At 67.1% G+C, this 16,572-nt stretch carries 12 protein-coding genes; 8 read left to right on the plus strand and 4 right to left on the minus strand.

Features of this window, described 5'->3' with window-relative positions; all coding sequences use genetic code 11:
* Positions 1-76: 76 nt before the first annotated feature.
* Positions 77-583 (plus strand): hypothetical protein, encoded by a 507-nt coding sequence (locus OHB12_RS24895; protein WP_327111153.1) that lies wholly within the window; start codon positions 77-79, stop codon positions 581-583.
* Here the strand turns inward: OHB12_RS24895 and OHB12_RS24900 are convergent.
* Positions 570-1,052, minus strand: coding sequence for a DUF4190 domain-containing protein (locus tag OHB12_RS24900; RefSeq protein ID WP_327111155.1), 483 nt, complete (start codon positions 1,050-1,052; stop codon positions 570-572). The genes OHB12_RS24895 and OHB12_RS24900 overlap by 14 nt on opposite strands.
* Positions 1,053-1,188: 136 nt before the next feature.
* Positions 1,189-1,977, minus strand: a complete 789-nt coding sequence (locus OHB12_RS24905) for a pirin family protein (RefSeq protein ID WP_327111157.1) — start codon at positions 1,975-1,977, stop codon at positions 1,189-1,191.
* Between the two features lie 233 nt (positions 1,978-2,210).
* Here OHB12_RS24905 and OHB12_RS24910 point away from each other — a divergent pair, with 233 nt between their 5' ends.
* Both OHB12_RS24910 and OHB12_RS24915 read left to right on the plus strand, forming a co-directional pair.
* Positions 2,211-2,675, plus strand: coding sequence for an NUDIX hydrolase (locus tag OHB12_RS24910; protein ID WP_327111159.1), 465 nt, complete (start codon positions 2,211-2,213; stop codon positions 2,673-2,675).
* Positions 2,676-2,753: 78 nt separating this feature from the next.
* A complete protein-coding gene (locus OHB12_RS24915; protein WP_327121414.1) occupies positions 2,754-4,082 on the plus strand; it encodes an MFS transporter in 1,329 nt (442 codons plus the stop codon).
* Here the strand turns inward: OHB12_RS24915 and OHB12_RS24920 are convergent.
* Complete coding sequence (locus OHB12_RS24920; RefSeq protein ID WP_327111161.1) at positions 4,072-4,581, minus strand: hypothetical protein; 510 nt, start codon at positions 4,579-4,581, stop codon at positions 4,072-4,074. The genes OHB12_RS24915 and OHB12_RS24920 overlap by 11 nt on opposite strands.
* A gap of 249 nt (positions 4,582-4,830) precedes the next feature.
* Between OHB12_RS24920 and OHB12_RS24925 the strand changes: the two genes are divergently transcribed.
* The 3 genes from OHB12_RS24925 to OHB12_RS24935 all read left to right on the plus strand — a co-directional run bounded on the left by OHB12_RS24925 (position 4,831) and on the right by OHB12_RS24935 (position 11,298).
* Complete coding sequence (locus OHB12_RS24925; protein WP_442799841.1) at positions 4,831-6,471, plus strand: DUF4185 domain-containing protein; 1,641 nt, start codon at positions 4,831-4,833, stop codon at positions 6,469-6,471.
* Between the two features lie 118 nt (positions 6,472-6,589).
* A complete protein-coding gene (locus OHB12_RS24930; protein ID WP_327111163.1) occupies positions 6,590-10,243 on the plus strand; it encodes a hydantoinase B/oxoprolinase family protein in 3,654 nt (1,217 codons plus the stop codon).
* A 239-nt stretch (positions 10,244-10,482) separates the two neighbouring features.
* A complete protein-coding gene (locus OHB12_RS24935) occupies positions 10,483-11,298 on the plus strand; it encodes a hypothetical protein (protein WP_327111165.1) in 816 nt (271 codons plus the stop codon).
* A gap of 5 nt (positions 11,299-11,303) precedes the next feature.
* Here OHB12_RS24935 and OHB12_RS24940 read toward each other — a convergent pair whose 3' ends face one another.
* Positions 11,304-12,764 (minus strand): CCA tRNA nucleotidyltransferase, encoded by a 1,461-nt coding sequence (locus OHB12_RS24940; protein WP_327111167.1) that lies wholly within the window; start codon positions 12,762-12,764, stop codon positions 11,304-11,306.
* Positions 12,765-13,372: 608 nt separating this feature from the next.
* On the opposite strand from OHB12_RS24940, the gene OHB12_RS24945 reads away from it, so the two are divergent.
* A complete protein-coding gene (locus OHB12_RS24945) occupies positions 13,373-13,909 on the plus strand; it encodes an NUDIX hydrolase (RefSeq protein WP_327111169.1) in 537 nt (178 codons plus the stop codon).
* Positions 13,906-16,476 (plus strand): DUF6049 family protein, encoded by a 2,571-nt coding sequence (locus tag OHB12_RS24950; RefSeq protein ID WP_327111171.1) that lies wholly within the window; start codon positions 13,906-13,908, stop codon positions 16,474-16,476. Before OHB12_RS24945 ends, OHB12_RS24950 begins: the two co-directional genes overlap by 4 nt.
* The last annotated feature ends 96 nt before the right edge of the window (positions 16,477-16,572 follow it).

Below are 16,572 nucleotides of genomic sequence, written 5' to 3' on the forward strand. Positions count from 1 at the left end.
AGTTGCACCCGGCTAGGGTCGGTAGCAGCGGTCGGTTTCCCAGCGATCCACCCGCATCGAGGCGAGGTTGTTCGTCATGACTACGTCCCGCACCGAAACATACGGCCATACCGGGCCCCCGGATTTCCCGGAGACCCAGGACGCGTTCGATCGCTGCCACCGGTATGGCTCGGAGCACGGTCTGTACGGCATCGTGGACCCGACCCTGGGGCGGATCATGCTGGAAGTCGGCTCCGTGGGCGCGGTCGTGATGCCCGCCGCATTCGGCAGGCAGGTGCGCGACCGGCTCACCGCGGGACTCGAACACCGGCCAGGGCCGATCATCGCGCATCCGCGCTCGGACCGCTGGACGTTCCTGACCGGCCCTACCGATAACTCATACCTGGATACCACGCTGTTCGCCGATCTGTTCCGGGTCTGCGCGTCGATCGCGCTGCCGGGCAGCCACATCGTGCTGCCCTCACCCACCGACGAACGCGGCGGCTATCGGGTCTGGGTCGACGCGCCTGAGGGAGACTTCCGCCGCGAACTCGCCGAGGTGATCACCGCCACCCGGGCGTGCGCCGCGGTCACCGGGGTGTAGGAGCGGGCGGCGGAGTCAGTGTGACGCTGTATTTGTCCTGTAGCTTCTGGTTCCACTCGCGTTCGCACTGATCGATTTTGGACTGGTCGTTGCCTGCCTTACTGATGCAGTCGATGAAGTCCTTGCCGCCGGAGTCGACGAAGAAGCTGTAGCCCACGACAGTGATCACGATGGCGGCGATGAGGCTCAGCACGCCGAGGACTAGGCCTGCGATCGCCATGCCGGTGCCACCCGCGGTACCCGAGCGGGCCTTGATCAGCGCGACTACGCCGAAGATTAGTGCGAAGATGCCGAACAAGTAACCGCCGACGACCGTCCAGCAGCTCAGCAATCCGAGGATGCCGAGCACCAGCGCGGTGATCGCGAGGCCCCTGCCTTTGGGCGACTCCTGCCAATAGGCGGGCTGGCTCGGCGGCGGGTACTGCCCCGGGGGCGGCGGGTACTGGCCGGGCGGGGGATATTGCGACATGGACTTCCTCTCCGTCAGTGCCTCGCGATGCTCGGTCCGGGCGAGGTGGTACGACAGTGCGCGACGGTCGCCGTCATCGCGCTCCCGACAGACCGCTCCCGACAGACCGCTCCCGACAGACATTGATGCGAAACGACTACTGGGCGCCCAATCGCGCGTGCATCTCCCACACCAGGATTTCCGAAGGCTGCCTCGCGACAACGCGCTGCCCTCCGGTCCTGGTCAGACGCACCGCGTCGCCCTCATATAGCGGGCCGACCCCCTCCATTTCCACCTCTCCGCGCGCGACGAACAGATGCAGGTACGGTGCGTCGGGCAGGTCTACGACCGATTCGACGCCCGGCTCCGCGCTTGCCATACGCGCCGCATGCAGCGCCGAATGGCTGCTGTTGATCGCGATGGCGGTGCGATCGCGGTAGCGCGGCAGGCCCGAGGCGACCGTCACCAGGCCACCGCCGGCCAGCTCGTCATCGATCTCCAGTTGTTCGTAGCCCGGGGTGAGGCCTGGTTCATCGGGCACCACCCACATCTGCACGAAATGCACCGGGTCCTCGTGCTCGGAGCGATGGTCATCCAGTCGCCACGAGTCGTTCTTCTCCGAGTGCAGGATGCCGGTGCCCGCGCTCATCCGCTGGGCAAGCCCGGGGTAGATGATGCCGCTGTGGCCGAGAGAATCCTGGTGCACCAGGCTGCCGCCGAGCACCCAGGTCACGATTTCCATGTCGCGATGCGGGTGGGTATCGAAGCCCTGACCGGGAGAAACGATGTCTTCGTTGTTGACGAGCAGCAGACCGTGATGTGTGTTGTCGGGATCGTAATGCTCGCCGAACGAGAACGAGTGCTTCGAATCCAGCCACGAGATCCGGGTCTTCAAACGGTCGCCGCCGCGGTGAACATCGATGTGTGGTGTCGTGAGTGTGGACATCAGGTCCTCCTCTCGGGACCGTGCACCGATCGCCATCCAGGGTAGGAGCACTCCCATCGCGGTACTCCACATTCCTAGTAAATTGTCCTGCACTCGGCATTTTACGCGAGCGACCACTGGGTGAACGGCAGGCGAGCAGAACCAACCGGTACGTCGAAACGCCGGGCCATCTCGCCGGATAGCGCGACCCAGCGCCGACCGCCAAGCGCCACAATGGAACCGGAGGTGACGACGTGCTGGGACCCGATGAACTCGCCCGGATAGAGCGGCAACTCCGCAGTGAAGCGCACCGCGACGGCATCACACATTTCGTGATCGGTGTCGCCGTGTTCCGCGAGCGCAGACTTCTAGTGGTGCGCCGGGTGCCCGACGACTATCACGGCGGTATGTACGAACTCCCCGGCGGCGGTGTGGAATCCGGGGAGACATTCGCCGAATGCGTGACGCGGGAATTGCTGGAGGAAACGGGGCTGCGGGTACGCGCCGTCACCAGCTTTCTGGCCGGATTCGACTACGCGACCCGGACCAAGGCGAAAGTGCGCAAATACAGCGTCGTTGTGGAGGCGGAACCGGGCGATGTCGCCCTCACACCACGGGAGCACGACGCGTTCGCCTGGATCGACGCGGGTGCGCTCGACGAGCTGCCGATGGCGCCGGATATGCGGGCGACGGTGAGCACGCTCCTCGACCAGGTTTGAGCCGGTCGAGAAGTTGTTCGCTCGTTGTCGAGCGGACGCAGTACCCTCGCGAACGTGTCGACTGGTCGCTCCGAAGGTCTGAGCTCCGCGGAGGAACGGCCCGCCCCGCTGCGCGCCGCGCTGCGTGAAAGCCCGGGCGTGTCGCGGCTGGCCGTGGTCCGGTTCGCCGGGCAGTTCGGCGACGGGATGTTCCAAGCGGCGCTGTCGGGCGCGATCCTGTTCAACCCCGAACGGCAGACCGATCCGCTGGCCATCGCCGCAGGCTTCGTGGTGCTGCTGCTGCCGTATTCGCTGATCGGACCGTACGCGGGTGCGCTGTTGGATCGATGGGACCGGCGCGCCGTGCTGCTGGTGGCCAACGTGTTCCGTGCGGCCTTGATCGGCGTGGTGAGCGCGGGACTGCTCGCGGGGATGGGGGAGACGCCGCTGCTGTTACTGGCGCTGGCCGTGGTCGGAATCAGCAGGTTCGTACTGGCCGGTGTGTCGGCGGCACTGCCCCGGGTGCTGGCTCGAGCGTGGCTCGTGCCGATGAACGCGGTGTTCACGACGGTGGCCGCCGGGTGTGCCGGGCTCGGCGCGGCTACCTCGGTGGCGGTGATCGGCCTGATCGGGGCGGGGGATTTCGCCTCGGCGGTCGCGGTGGCGCTCAGCGGAGCCGGTTCGGTGCTCGGCGCGGTGCTGGCGGCCGGGTTCCGCCCGCGGGTTCTCGGTCCCGCAGCCGAGGCGAAGCCTGGAGAGAACACCGTGCACGCCATCGCCGCAGGCCTGCGCACGGGCGCCGCGGCTGCCTGGGAATCGGTACAGGTCACCACGGCGATGCTGGGCATCGGCACACACCGGATCGTGTTCGGCGTGAATACGTTGATCATGGTGCTGGTATTGCGCCAGGCTCCGCTGGACGGCTCCGGGCTCAGCGGTGGTCTGGTCGGCTTCGGCGTCGCTATAGCCGCCACCGCGGCGGGCATGCTGGTTGCCGCCGTCGTCGCGCCGCTGCTCATACCCCGCTTCGGGCGCCCGCGCACGGTGGTCGCCGGTCTGCTCACCGCGACGCTGGTGCAGCTCACGCTCGTCACGCCGATCGCGTTCGCCGATTCGGCCACCGCGATGCAGCGTGCGCATCAGCTCCTGCTGGTCGGTGCGTTCCTGCTGGGACTGGCCGGACAGACGATCAAACTGACCGGTGACGTCACCATGCAGATCGACATCGATGACGCACGGCGCGGCCAAGTATTCGCGCTGCAGGACACCGTCTTCAACATCGCGTTCGTGCTGGCCATCGCCCTTGCTGCGCTGGTGATGCCGGAGGATGGGCGATCGCTCGCCGTAGTGCTGGCCGGCGCCGCGATCTACTGCGCGGGAATCGCGGCAATCGCGCTGAACACGCGCCGCGGCACGCTTACGCGATGATCGGTTCGTCGCCGAGCTTCCGACCATCGCGGCTCAACCAGTGCGCCAAATGTTCGGGGAGCGTATCGGCCGGGTATGGGGCACGATCGGGCAGCGCCGCCGGGTGATCGGCGTCCGGGTGCGGGGACCCCGAATCCGAGTGCGGCGCATCGGTGACCGAACGATCGGGCCCATCCGCCCCGGTGCGCACGATCCAGTCGAACGGCTCGCTCGCGGCATCGGCGGACAATCCCGTGATCTGGTGATCCCAGGTGCCGAGGCCGGTGGGGTCGGTGAAGAAGTAGTCGAGCACGCCGTCGTCGTCGAGATCCAGCGCCGCGATGTCCGCGATTCCGGAGCCGCCCGAATCCCACAGCGCGTCGTCGGCGAAGCCGTCACCGTCGAAGTCCAGCCCGACCGCGTCGGCCATGCCGGTGCCGGTGAGCTGCAGATCCGCCTCGCTGGTCCAGACGTGCACCCTCCCGTCACCGGTACCGAACACGTACTCGATCTCGTTCATATGTGTTTGGACGCGCACACCGTGACACCGGTTCCATTTCTCGAGTAATTCTCCGATTCCGTCGTCCCACATTCACAGACGCTATTCGGGTAAGTTGCTCTTTCTGCGGCCCGATTCGATAGGAGTCAACACGAGATGGGTTTTTCGGCGAATAACCCCGACGCGGTGCGAGAACTGCTGGGCGCGTGGAATATTCGATCGGCCCTATCCGTCCGGGATGCCGAATAGCCGATCGGCCGAACCGACGTGATGCGCGAATCCCGAATCACCTCCCCTTGTGCGCCCGCGCTGTTCGGCGCCCTACTCGCCGGAGTGCTCACTCTGCCGATGCCCGCGGCGCAGGCCGCACCGTTCCCGTGGGCGCCGCCACCGGTGAACAGCTGCGGCGAGGCCGGATTCGACCCACTCGATCGCGAGCCCGATCCCGCACAGCCGCCTCCACCGCCGCTGCCGCCGCAGATCGACATCCCGGTACCGATTCCGGAGCTCACACCGGTTCCGGTGCCCGACCCGCCGCAGGACAACACGCGGATCGTCCCCGCCCCGCTGCCGACCGATCCGTGCGAGAACCCGTGCCCCGACATCCGGGACACCCCGAAGCCACCGGAACCGGATCCCGACCCCAGCCCGACGCCGGACAACGGCATCGACGACGGGACCGGCTCGAGTTCGGGCTCCGCCTCCGGTTCCGGCTCAGGCAGCGGTTCTGGTTCGGGTTCCGGCTCAGGCAGCGGTTCCGGCGAGCCGATCAAGCTGCCGCGCATCGAGTTCGAGCCGGAGACCGAACCGATTCCCATCCCGGTGCCCGGCGTCCCCGGCGATGAACCGCAACCCGCCCCGCCGCAGGTGGTGCACCCGGCTGCACCGGGTCCGCTCGCGGCACCGATCGACGGGCCGCGCGTCGAGTCGGTGCGGCTGGTCGGGCAGGTGACCGGGCACGGCTCGGAGAATCGCACCGACATGCGCTGGCAGGTCGACGGCACCGACCTCGGCCTCATGTGGGAGACCGAGCCTGGCGAGGTCGCCGTGGTCTTCGGCGACACCTTCGGCAAGGGTTGGGGCGGCGGTGGCGCGGGCCACGACGACCAGGACTGGCGCAGCAACGTGATCGGCTTCAGCTCCGACCGCGATCTGTCCGACGGTCTGACGCTGGACACGTTCGCGCAGGACACCCGCTGCCACGCCGCGGAGATCCTGGGCAGCCGCAAGGTCAAGAACTGGGAGACCACCACCATCCCCACCTCCGGGTTCGCCATCGGGGACCGGCAGTACCTGAGCTATATGTCGGTGAACCGGTGGAGCCGCATCCCCGGCCTGTGGTGGACCAACTACGGCGGCCTGGCCTACTCCGACGACAAAGGGCGCACCTGGAAGAAGGACCAGCACGCCAAGTGGGACAACCTCTTCGGTGTCGGTCGGTTCCAAGTGGCGGCGATGGTGCCGCAGGGTGACCACGTCTATATGTTCGGCACGCCCAACGGTCGCATCGGCATGATCGGACTGGCCAGGGTGCGGAAGGACGAGGTGCTGAACAAGTCCGCCTACCAGTACTGGGTCGGCGGCACCTGGGCGCCCGCGGCCGAAAACCTGGCTACTCCCCTTGTGCTCGGCATGGCCAGCGAGCTGTCGGTGCGCTATGACCGGGAAACCGCGCGGTGGCAGATGGTCTACCTCGATTCGGCGCGGGGCGCGATCGTGCTGCGCACGGCCGCGAGCCCGCAGGGCGTATGGACAGACGCGATCCCGCTGGTGTCCACGAGCGACTACCCGAAGTCCTACGGCGGGTTCATTCACCCGTGGTCGACCGGCAAGGATCTGTACTTCATGCTCTCGGCGTGGGACAGCTACAACGTGTACTTCATGCATGCCCGGCTGGATTCGGGCCGCTGACGGCGACGTCACCGGGCTCGGTGGACCACCATGCTGCTGGTCGATGTGACGGACCGCCGTTCGGTATCGTGCGCGGTGTGATCGACCGGCGTGTATGCACTCAGAACGGGAGATTCCGGTGACCGAGACAGGCACGACGACCTCCGGTCCGGGGGAGCCGGGCTGGCAGTTCTGGATCGACCGAGGCGGCACCTTCACCGATGTGGTCGCCCGACGCCCGGACGGCAGACTCGTCACGCACAAGCTCCTGTCGGAGAACCCCGCGCGTTACGCCGATTCCGCGGTGGCGGGGGTGCGCGAAATCCTCGATGCCGCGGCCGACGGCGCGACCGGCACCGAACGCCGCATCGACACAGTCCGGATGGGCACTACGGTCGCCACCAACGCCCTGCTGGAACGCAAAGGTGAAGGAACTGTCCTGGTGATAACCCGGGGTTTCCGGGATGCCCTGCGGATCGCGTATCAGAATCGCCCGCAGATCTTCGCCCGCGAGATCGTGCTACCGGAACTGTTGCACGAGCAGGTGATCGAGGTGGATGAACGGGTCACAGCGGACGGTACGGTGCTGACACCGCCGGACCTGGAAACTCTCGCCGCCGAGCTGAAACGGGTGTACGCCGACGGTATTCGCGCCGTCGCCGTAGTGTGCATGCACAGCCACCTCTATCCCGCGCACGAAAGGGCGATCGGCCAGGTCGCCAGCGACATCGGATTTCCGCAGATCTCGCTGTCCAGCGAGGTGAGCCCGCTGATGAAGCTGGTTCCACGGGGGGACACCACCGTAGTGGATGCGTACCTTTCGCCGGTACTGCGCCGGTACGTCCAACAGGTCGCCGACCAGCTCATGGACGTACGGCTGATGTTTATGCAGTCCAACGGCGGACTCACCGAGGCCGGGAAGTTCCGTGGTAAGGATGCCATTTTGTCCGGACCGGCCGGCGGGATCGTCGGCATGGTCCGGATGTCCCAGCTCGCCGGGTTCGACCAGGTGATCGGCTTCGATATGGGCGGAACATCCACGGATGTCTCGCATTTCGCCGGCGAGTACGAGCGGGTGTTCAGCACGCAGCTCGCCGGTGTGCGACTACGAGCCCCGATGCTGGATATCAACACCGTCGCGGCCGGCGGAGGTTCGATCCTGCATTTCGACGGCAGTCGCTACCGCGTCGGGCCCGACTCCGCAGGCGCTCTGCCGGGGCCGACCTGTTATCGCGGTGGCGGACCACTGACCGTGACCGACGCCAACGTGATGCTCGGCCGCATCCAATCCGCCTATTTTCCCAGCATTTTCGGTACGAACGGCGATGAACCGCTCGACGATGAGCTGGTGCGAACCCGGTTCGCCGAGCTGGCCGCCGAGATAGCCGAAAGCACCAGGGACGATCGCACCCCGGAGCAGGTCGCCGAGGGCTATCTGCAGATCGCCGTCGCTAATATCGCGGCCGCCATCAAACGGATCTCGGTGCAGAAAGGTCACGATGTCACCCGGTACGCGCTGACCACGTTCGGTGGTGCCGGCGGCCAACTCGCCTGCGCGGTTGCAGATGCCCTCGGCATCCGCACCGTTCTCGTCCCGCCGATGGCCGGCGTGCTGTCGGCGCTCGGCATCGGGCTGGCCGACACGACGGCCATGCGCGAGCAGTCCGTGGAACTGCCGCTGCGTCCCGGGTCGATGCCGCGTGTCGCCGACACCGCCGACGCGCTCGAGTCCGCCGCTCGCACAGAACTGCTGGCCGAGGGCATCCCCGAGCAGCGAATCCGCGTGGTGCGGCGAGCTCAGCTGCGCTACGACGGCACTGACACCACCCTCGCCGTGCGGCTCACCGAACCCATGGGGATGACAAGGGATTTCGAGGAACGCCACCGCGCCACGTACTCCTTCACTATGGACCGCCCGATTGTTCTCGAAGCCCTCTCCGTCGAGGCGACCGGGCTCACCGAACAACCCGAGCTGTCCAGTCTCGCCCAACGCGCCGCAAGCGAGGCAGGTCCAGAAACCGTTCGAATGCACACGGGTGGTGTCTGGCGCGACGTCTTCCTCTACCGACGTGCGGAATTGGTGCCGGGCGAGACCGTACACGGGCCCGCCGTGATCACCGAGGCCAACGCGACCTCCGTCGTCGACGACGGCTGGCAGGCATCTGCGAACGGCATCGGGCACCTGATCATGGAGCGGACGACCGTGGTCGCGAGACCGGAGGCGGGTACCGAGGCGGACCCGGTGCTGCTTGAGGTTTTCAACAACCTGTTCATGTCCATCGCCGAGCAGATGGGTGCGCGTCTGGAGTCGACGGCTCAGTCGGTCAATATCAAAGAGCGCCTGGACTTCTCATGCGCGCTGTTCGATCCTGACGGCAATCTCGTCGCCAACGCCCCACACATCCCCGTCCATCTCGGATCCATGGGCACCAGTGTCAAGGAGGTCATTCGGCGTCGGCGGGAAGGATCGAAGCGACCCGGGGATAAGCACCGGGAGATCATGCGCCCCGGAGACACCTACGCGGTCAACGACCCTTACCATGGCGGCACCCATCTGCCCGACGTCACAGTAATCACGCCAGTCTTCGACTCGGCGGGAGAGCGGATCCTCTTCTACGTCGCTTCCCGCGGCCATCACGCCGAAATCGGCGGCATCGCACCCGGTTCCATGCCAGCGAACAGTCGCCGTATCGAAGAGGAGGGTGTCGTCTTCGACAACTGGCTGCTCGTGGAGAGCGGAAAGTTCCGGGAGGAGGAGACCCACCGGCTGCTGACCGAGGCGCTGTACCCATCCCGCAACCCGGCTACCAACCTCGCCGACTTGCGCGCGCAGATCGCCGCCAACGCCAAGGGCGTCGAAGAAGTCGGGAGGATGATCGAGCACTTCGGGCTAGACGTCGTCGAGGCATACATGCGCCACGTCCAGGACAACGCCGAAGAATCGGTGCGCCGCGTCATCGACGCGCTCGACGACGGTTCATACGCCTACGAGACCGACCTGGGCGCCATCATTCGGGTACGCGTCACGGTAGATCGCGAAAACCGCAGCGCAACTGTCGATTTCACCGGTACATCGGCACAGCTGCCTGGCAACTTCAACGCCCCCTATGCCGTTGCCAATGCGGCGGTCCTGTACGTCTTCCGCACGCTGGTCGATGACGACATCCCGCTCAACGACGGCTGTCTGCGGCCGCTGCGGATCATCGTCCCCTCCGGATCCATGCTCGCTCCCGCACCACCTGCCGCCGTCGTCGCGGGCAATGTCGAGACTTCACAGGCGATTACCGGCGCACTGTACGCGGCACTTGGCGTGCAGGCCGAGGGGTCTGGCACGATGAACAACATCACCTTCGGCAACGACCACAGCCAGTACTACGAGACCATCGGTTCCGGTTCCGGTGCTGGCGACGGCTTCGACGGTGCCAGCGTCGTCCAGACCCATATGACCAACTCCCGGCTCACCGACCCCGAGGTCCTCGAGTGGCGACTGCCGGTGTTGTTGGAGGAATTCTCAGTGCGCGCTGGCAGCGGAGGAGCCGGTCGCTGGCGCGGCGGAAACGGTGCCGTGCGCCGCCTGCGGTTCACCGAACCGGTGACGGTCTCCACCCTGTCGAGTCACCGCAAGGTCCCGCCGTACGGCATGGCGGGTGGTGCGCCGGGAGCGTTGGGCGTCAACAGGATCGAACGCACCGACGGTACGGTCGTGCACCTGAGCGGCGCGGATTCGGCGCAGCTTGGACCCGGCGACGTACTGGTCGTCGAGACTCCGGGCGGCGGCGGATACGGGTGCTGAATATTCCTGAGGCTCGGCGCGCCCACTAACGGGGCGGGGTGCGATGGCGAAGATACCTGCACTGGGTGGGGGTGGAGGGCAATCAGAAATCAAAGCACAAAGCGACAGCGTGGCACTGATGGCCAAGCTGTCGGCTTCACGCCTGCGCCCACCGTCCGGCGGACACCCCCGCGCAGAATGCGAGCCGGCGCACAGCATCATGGCTGTGTTCTCCGCCGCCAAGTACGCTCGGAGCAATCATGGCCATGTATTTCGATCCGAAGTCCTGGTCGCCGTGGCGCGCCGTCGATCTCGGGAAACGCCTGTTCGATCGATCCTGGCTGGAACAGTGGATCTCCCTCGGGACCGCATGGATGGACCCGGTGGCCGATCTCGGCGCCGGGACCGCCACGGCGCTGCTGCCGGACGTCCTGATGACTATGCTCAGCGAAGGTATCCTGAGCCGGTTCGGCGGGCAGGAGGTCAGCGCGACTCTACTCGGCCACAACCTCGACGCCACCCTGCAGGTGCTGAAGGTGCGCCGCCGTGGCGCGCACTTCCAAACCAAGACGGTGCTGTCGCGGCTGCGCTGGGACGACCACCGGATCGAGGCCGTGACGGTCATCGCCCACGGCGTCCGTCTGATCCCCGGCATGCCGACCAAGTTGCGCGCCGCACAGCTCGACATCGACGGCACCGTCACCACCGCCGCAGTGGTCGGCTGGCTCAACACCCAACCGCTGAGCTGGGCGCTCGACCTGCACAAGACCGGATTGATCCTGGCACGGCACCGGCGAATGCGAATGACCGCCCTGGTCGATGCGTCCGTGACAGACAACCGGCTCGGCATCGAAGTCCGCAAGGCCGCCTGGTTCGGCATCCGGATACCGCGCAGGATGGTCGGTATCCCCACAATGCCGCTGAACCGGCTGCCCAACAACGCCCGGATCATCTCCACCCAACGCGAAGACGATCTGATCCGGTTCCGGATCGAATTACCGGAGATCACCGGTTCGTTCGATCTGGCCCAGATCCGCTCCGCAATACTCGCGGGCAGCACCCTGATCGTCTTCTGACTCGGTCAGTTCTGCGTCTTCCGCCACTCCAGCAGCGCCGATTCGGCCTCGTCCCGGGTGAGCGGACCACGATCGAGCCGCAGCTCCTTCAGATAGTTCCAGGCCCGGCCGACCTCGGGGCCCGGCGGCAGGCCGAGCAGCTCCATGATCGCGTTGCCGTCCAGGTCCGGGCGAACCTTGGCCAGGTCCTCCTGCTGGCGCAGCCGCTCGATCCGCCCCTCCAGCTCGTCGTAGGTGGCGCGCAGCGCGGCCGCCCTGCGCTTGTTGCGGGTAGTGCAGTCGGCGCGGACTAGTTTGTGCAGGCGGGGGAGCAGGTCCTCGGCGTCGGTGACATAGCGGCGCACCGCCGAATCGGTCCATTGCCCCTTCCCGTAGCCGTGAAAGCGCAGGTGCAGGAAAACCAACCGGGCCACGTCCTCGGTGAACTGCTTCGGATACTTCAGCGCCCGCATCCGCTTGCGCACCATCTTCGCGCCCACCACCTCGTGGTGGTGGAAGCTGACACCACCGCCAGGCTCGTTACGCTTGGTGTCGGGCTTGCCGATGTCGTGCAGCAGCGCGGCCCAGCGTAGCACCAGGTCGGGGTCGCCATCCTCCTGGTCGATGGCCTGCTCCAGCACGGTGAGCGAATGCCAGTAGACGTCCTTGTGCTGGTGGTGTTCGTCGATCTCCAGCTTCATCGCGGGCACCTCGGGCAGCACCCGCTGGGCCAGCCCGGTCTCGCACATAATGTTGATGCCGTCGATCGGATGCGCGCCCGCGATCAGCTTGTCGAGCTCGACCCGCACCCGCTCGGCGGTGATCCGATCGATCTGATCGGCCATCGCGCTGATCGCCGCCCGCACCCGCGGATGCAGCTCGAACCCGAGCTGGGAGACGAATCGTGCGGCGCGCAGCATCCGCAGCGGGTCGTCGTTGAACGAATTCTCCGGCGCGGCAGGCGTATCAAGCATGCCCTCGAGCAGGGCGTCCATCCCGTCGAGCGGATCGACGAACGCCAAAGAGCCGTCCGCGCCGATCTTGACGGCCATCGCGTTCACGGTGAAATCCCTGCGCACCAGGTCACCTTCGAGCGAGTCGCCGAAGGTCACCTGGGGGTTGCGAGACACCCGGTCGTAGTTGTCCGCACGGAAGGTGGTGATCTCCAGCTGCTGGTCGTCCTTGGCCGCACTGACCGTGCCGAACGCGAGGCCGCCCGTGTCCCACAGATGATCGGCCCACCCGCGCAGCATCTCCTGCACCGCCTCCGGCCGTGCGTCGGTAGTGAAATCCAGATCGGTCCCCAACCTGCCGAGCACCGCGTCCCGCACGCTGCCGCCGACGAGATACAGCTCGTGCCCCCGCGCGGCGAACAACTCGCCCAGAGGCGTCAGCACATCGGACAGCCTCCCGAGGGTCACCGCCGCCGCGGCCAGCAATCGGGTACGTCTATCCAGCGCAGCGTCCTCGGACTTGGGCGAAACCACGAATGAGCAGCTTACCGAGGCGCGGCAACGAATATCGCGGCGCTACCCGCGCAGCACCCCCAGACATATAGAGCCATCCGCATCAACCGAGGCAGCGGCACCCGCCGTCCGGCGCAATTCGAGTCGCACCCGATCACCACGCACCGCCGCCCCACCACTCGCGGCCTACCTCCAGCCACCCGGACACCAACCGCCCGGCAGCCACCCCCTCCACCAGCCAAAACAACCGGTACCTCAGTTTCCTACCCAACGCATCCACCCGGCCCGGCCCCCGCTTTCGAGCGCAGCGAGACCAAGCATTCCCGTTCACGGCCCGGCTCGCGTCCGCTCCATCGACGCGCCCACGACGAAGTCACCACCGGCAACCACCCCCTCACCAGCCAAAACAACCGGTGCCACAGTTGCCCACCCAAACGCATCCACTCGGCTCTACACCCAGTTCCGAGCGCAGCGAGACCAAGCATTCCCGTTCACGGCCCGGCTCGCGTCCGAGCGGCCGCCGCGTCCGCGACGAAGTCGCCAGCGGCGGCCGCTCGGACGCGAGCCATCAAGGGGCCGTGAACACGCCGCGCCGCAGGCGCGGCAATTCAACACAGTAGGATTGCCAGGTGTCTCCGGCCGATCGTGCGAACAGTCGACGCCGCCAGCCTCGGCGCCGCGGTTCGGCCGCCAATGCCGCGAAGTCGCGGATGCGAACGGTCCGCGAGACCTCGGCGGGCGGACTCGTCGTCGACGGCTTGGACGGTCCTCGGGAAAAGCGCAGCGCGGCCCTGATCGGGCGCACCGACCGCCGCGGACGGTTACTGTGGTCGCTGCCCAAGGGGCATATCGAAGAAGGCGAGACCGCCGAGCAGACCGCGATCCGCGAGGTCGCCGAGGAGACCGGCATCAACGGTGTCGTAGTCGCCGAACTCGGCAGCATCGATTACTGGTTCGTTACCGACGGCCGGCGGGTACACAAAACGGTGCATCATTATCTGCTGCGATCGGTCGGTGGTGAACTGTCCGACGCCGACGTGGAGGTAACTCAGGTCGCGTGGGTTCCGTTGAGCGAGTTGAATTCTCGGCTGGCCTACGCCGACGAACGGCGACTGGCCGAGATGGCGAATAAACTGATCGACCGGATGGAGACCGGCAAGCGATGACGCGTGGACTGTTCCGGATCTTCGTGGCGGTCCTGACCATCCTCGGCCCGATGACGACGCTACCGCTGCTGATTTCCCCGGCAGCCGAGGCGCAGCCCACCGGGTCCGGGTCCTCCTCGAACCCGAAATTCCTCAAGCTGTCCCTGGATTCGGTGTCGCCGACCGCGGTGACCACAACCAGCGATCCGCTGCTCACCGTTTCGGGCACGGTCACGAATATCGGCGACCGCGTGGTGGACGACGTCAGCATCCGTATCCAGCGGGCGGCGGCCATTACCGCACCGAGCGGGCTGCGGGCGACGCTGCGCCTCGACCAGATCAACTACGACGTGACCGGCAGCTTCGAGGATGTCGCGCAGCGGCTGAATCCGGGCCAGCGCATGCAGTTCACGCTGAGCATTCCGTTGCGCTCCGAGAGCGGCTTGCCGTCGCTGAGCATCACTACCCCGGGCGTCTACCCACTGTTGCTGAATGTGAACGGCGAACCGGCGTACGGCACACAGGCCAGGCTCGACGACGCCAGGTTCCTGCTTCCGGTGGTCGGCGTGCCGCCCGCGGCGGGCGAAGACTCGTCGGGTGCGGCCGCCGAGCCGGTATCCGCGCCTACCGGCGCCCCGGTGGCAACGACGTTGCTGTGGCCACTGGCTGACCGCCCGAGGCAGGTCGCGGGCCGTCCGGGCAGTGTCGACGGCAAGGTGGAACTTACCGACGACGAACTGGCCGCCTCGCTCGGTAAAGGTGGCCGCCTCGATCAGCTGCTGGCCGCGCTGGAGGGGATGCTCAGCGCCGATGGCGGCCGGGACCGCGCCCTGGCCTCGGCGGTATGCCTCGCCATCGACCCTGACCTGCTCCTGACGGTACGCGCGATGACCAGGGGCTATCGCGTGCTGGCCAGTCCGTCCGACCCCGACGGCGCGACCAGGGCGGGCGCAGGCGCCGAACAGGCGCAGGCCTGGCTGGATCGGCTGCGCGCGCTGGCCGGGTCGATGTGCACGGTGGCGCTGCCGTTCGCACAGGTCGATCTCGCGGCGCTGGCCGCGGTGAACGATCCGGCACTGTCCGCGCGCGCGATCAACGAACCCGCCGACATCGTCGACTCGATTCTGACCACCCGCTCGGTGCGCGGGGTCAGCCTGCCGGATTCCGGCAGCATCGATGACGGCGCCGGACTCCTGTTGCGGAGCCACGGTTTCGGGACCGCTGTGCTCGCCGACACTGCGACCGTTCCGGAGGGCACCGCGGACTCGGCACAGTTGACCGAAAGCAGCCAGCCCACCGGCAATTCGAACTCACCTATCCAGACTGCGGACCCCGCGGGGCCGGAAGTCGTTCGGATGCCCGAGATCACCGCGATCCAGCCGTCCAACCCACCCGAGGCCGTGCCGCCGGTCAACGGCGCCGCGACGCCTTCGCCCAGTCCTGCGGCCGATCCTGCGATGCACACCGCGACCTTCGATATCTGGTCCGCGACGGCGCTCGCCGCGGTCGGCTCCAATCCGCCGACGCCGTCGTTCACCCCGTCCCGGGTCCGCTACGACGTCACCAACGATTCGCGTGCCGCGCGGCTGCAGGACGCGCTGGGGGCGGTGTCCTGGAGCGCACTCAACCCGGAGGCGAACGGCCCGCGCTCGCTGTTGCTCGTCCCACCGCAGCAGTGGGGTGCGAACCGGGACGAGGCGACCGCGCTGCTGCGTCAGGTCGACCTGCTGTTGCGCGCCAACCTCGCCACCGCTCGCCCGTTCCCCGACCTGGTGACGCTGCCGCCGGACCCGCAGCCCTACGAGCTGAACTACCTTGCGCAGGCCGCGCAGGACGCGGTGCCGGGCCGGTTCGTGCTTCCGGTGCGCGATCAGGGCCGTCGGATCACCGAGATGATGCGTGCGCTGGTCGACGTGCCAGAGGCCGAGCCGACCTCGCACGATTTCCTCACCCCGTTGCGAGACGACCTGATCCGCGTACTGAGCCTGTCGGATCGGCGCGCGGGCGACGCCGCGCAACCGGACACGTTCGCCCAGCGAAGGCTGGACCAGACCACCCGGACGATGGACAGCCTCTACCGTTCGGTCACCGTGCTCCCGCCGGGCGGGGTATATACGCTCGCGTCCGAGCAGAGCCCGTTGCTGCTGGTCGCGCGCAATGACCTGCCGGTTGCCATCCGGGTCCGGTTCCGGATCGGGGCCCCGTCGGAGACGAAGATCACGGATCCCGGCGAGCAGCAGCTCCCGGCGAAAGGGACGCGCTCGTTCCAGGTTCCGACCGAGGTCAGTGACAGTCGCAACTTGGTCATTCCCATCTCGCTGACCACGCCCGACGGGATCCCGCTCGGTAATCCCACGCAAGTCTCGGTGCGTTCGAACGCCTACGGCCAGGCTTTGGCGATAATTACCGCATGCGCGGGACTCCTGCTGTTCTTCCTGGCCGGCCGCCGTTTGTGGCGTCGGTTCCACGGGCAGCCCGATCCGGCGGACGAGGGCTTCGACCCCAGCACTCGGCGGCGGGTCAACCGCTACCGGCGCGCACGGAGACGGGTTCTTCGAGAGCAGGAGCAGCACCAGGAGGCCCGGTGAGCGGGCCCGCACCGACGGGCCCTCGCAAACCGCCTTTCACCTGCGTTGATGTGGTCTGCCGCAGTGTCGTATGGCACGGTGGAGGACAATCACAGT

This window comes from Nocardia sp. NBC_01730 (genome assembly GCF_035920445.1).
Lineage (GTDB): Bacteria > Actinomycetota > Actinomycetes > Mycobacteriales > Mycobacteriaceae > Nocardia.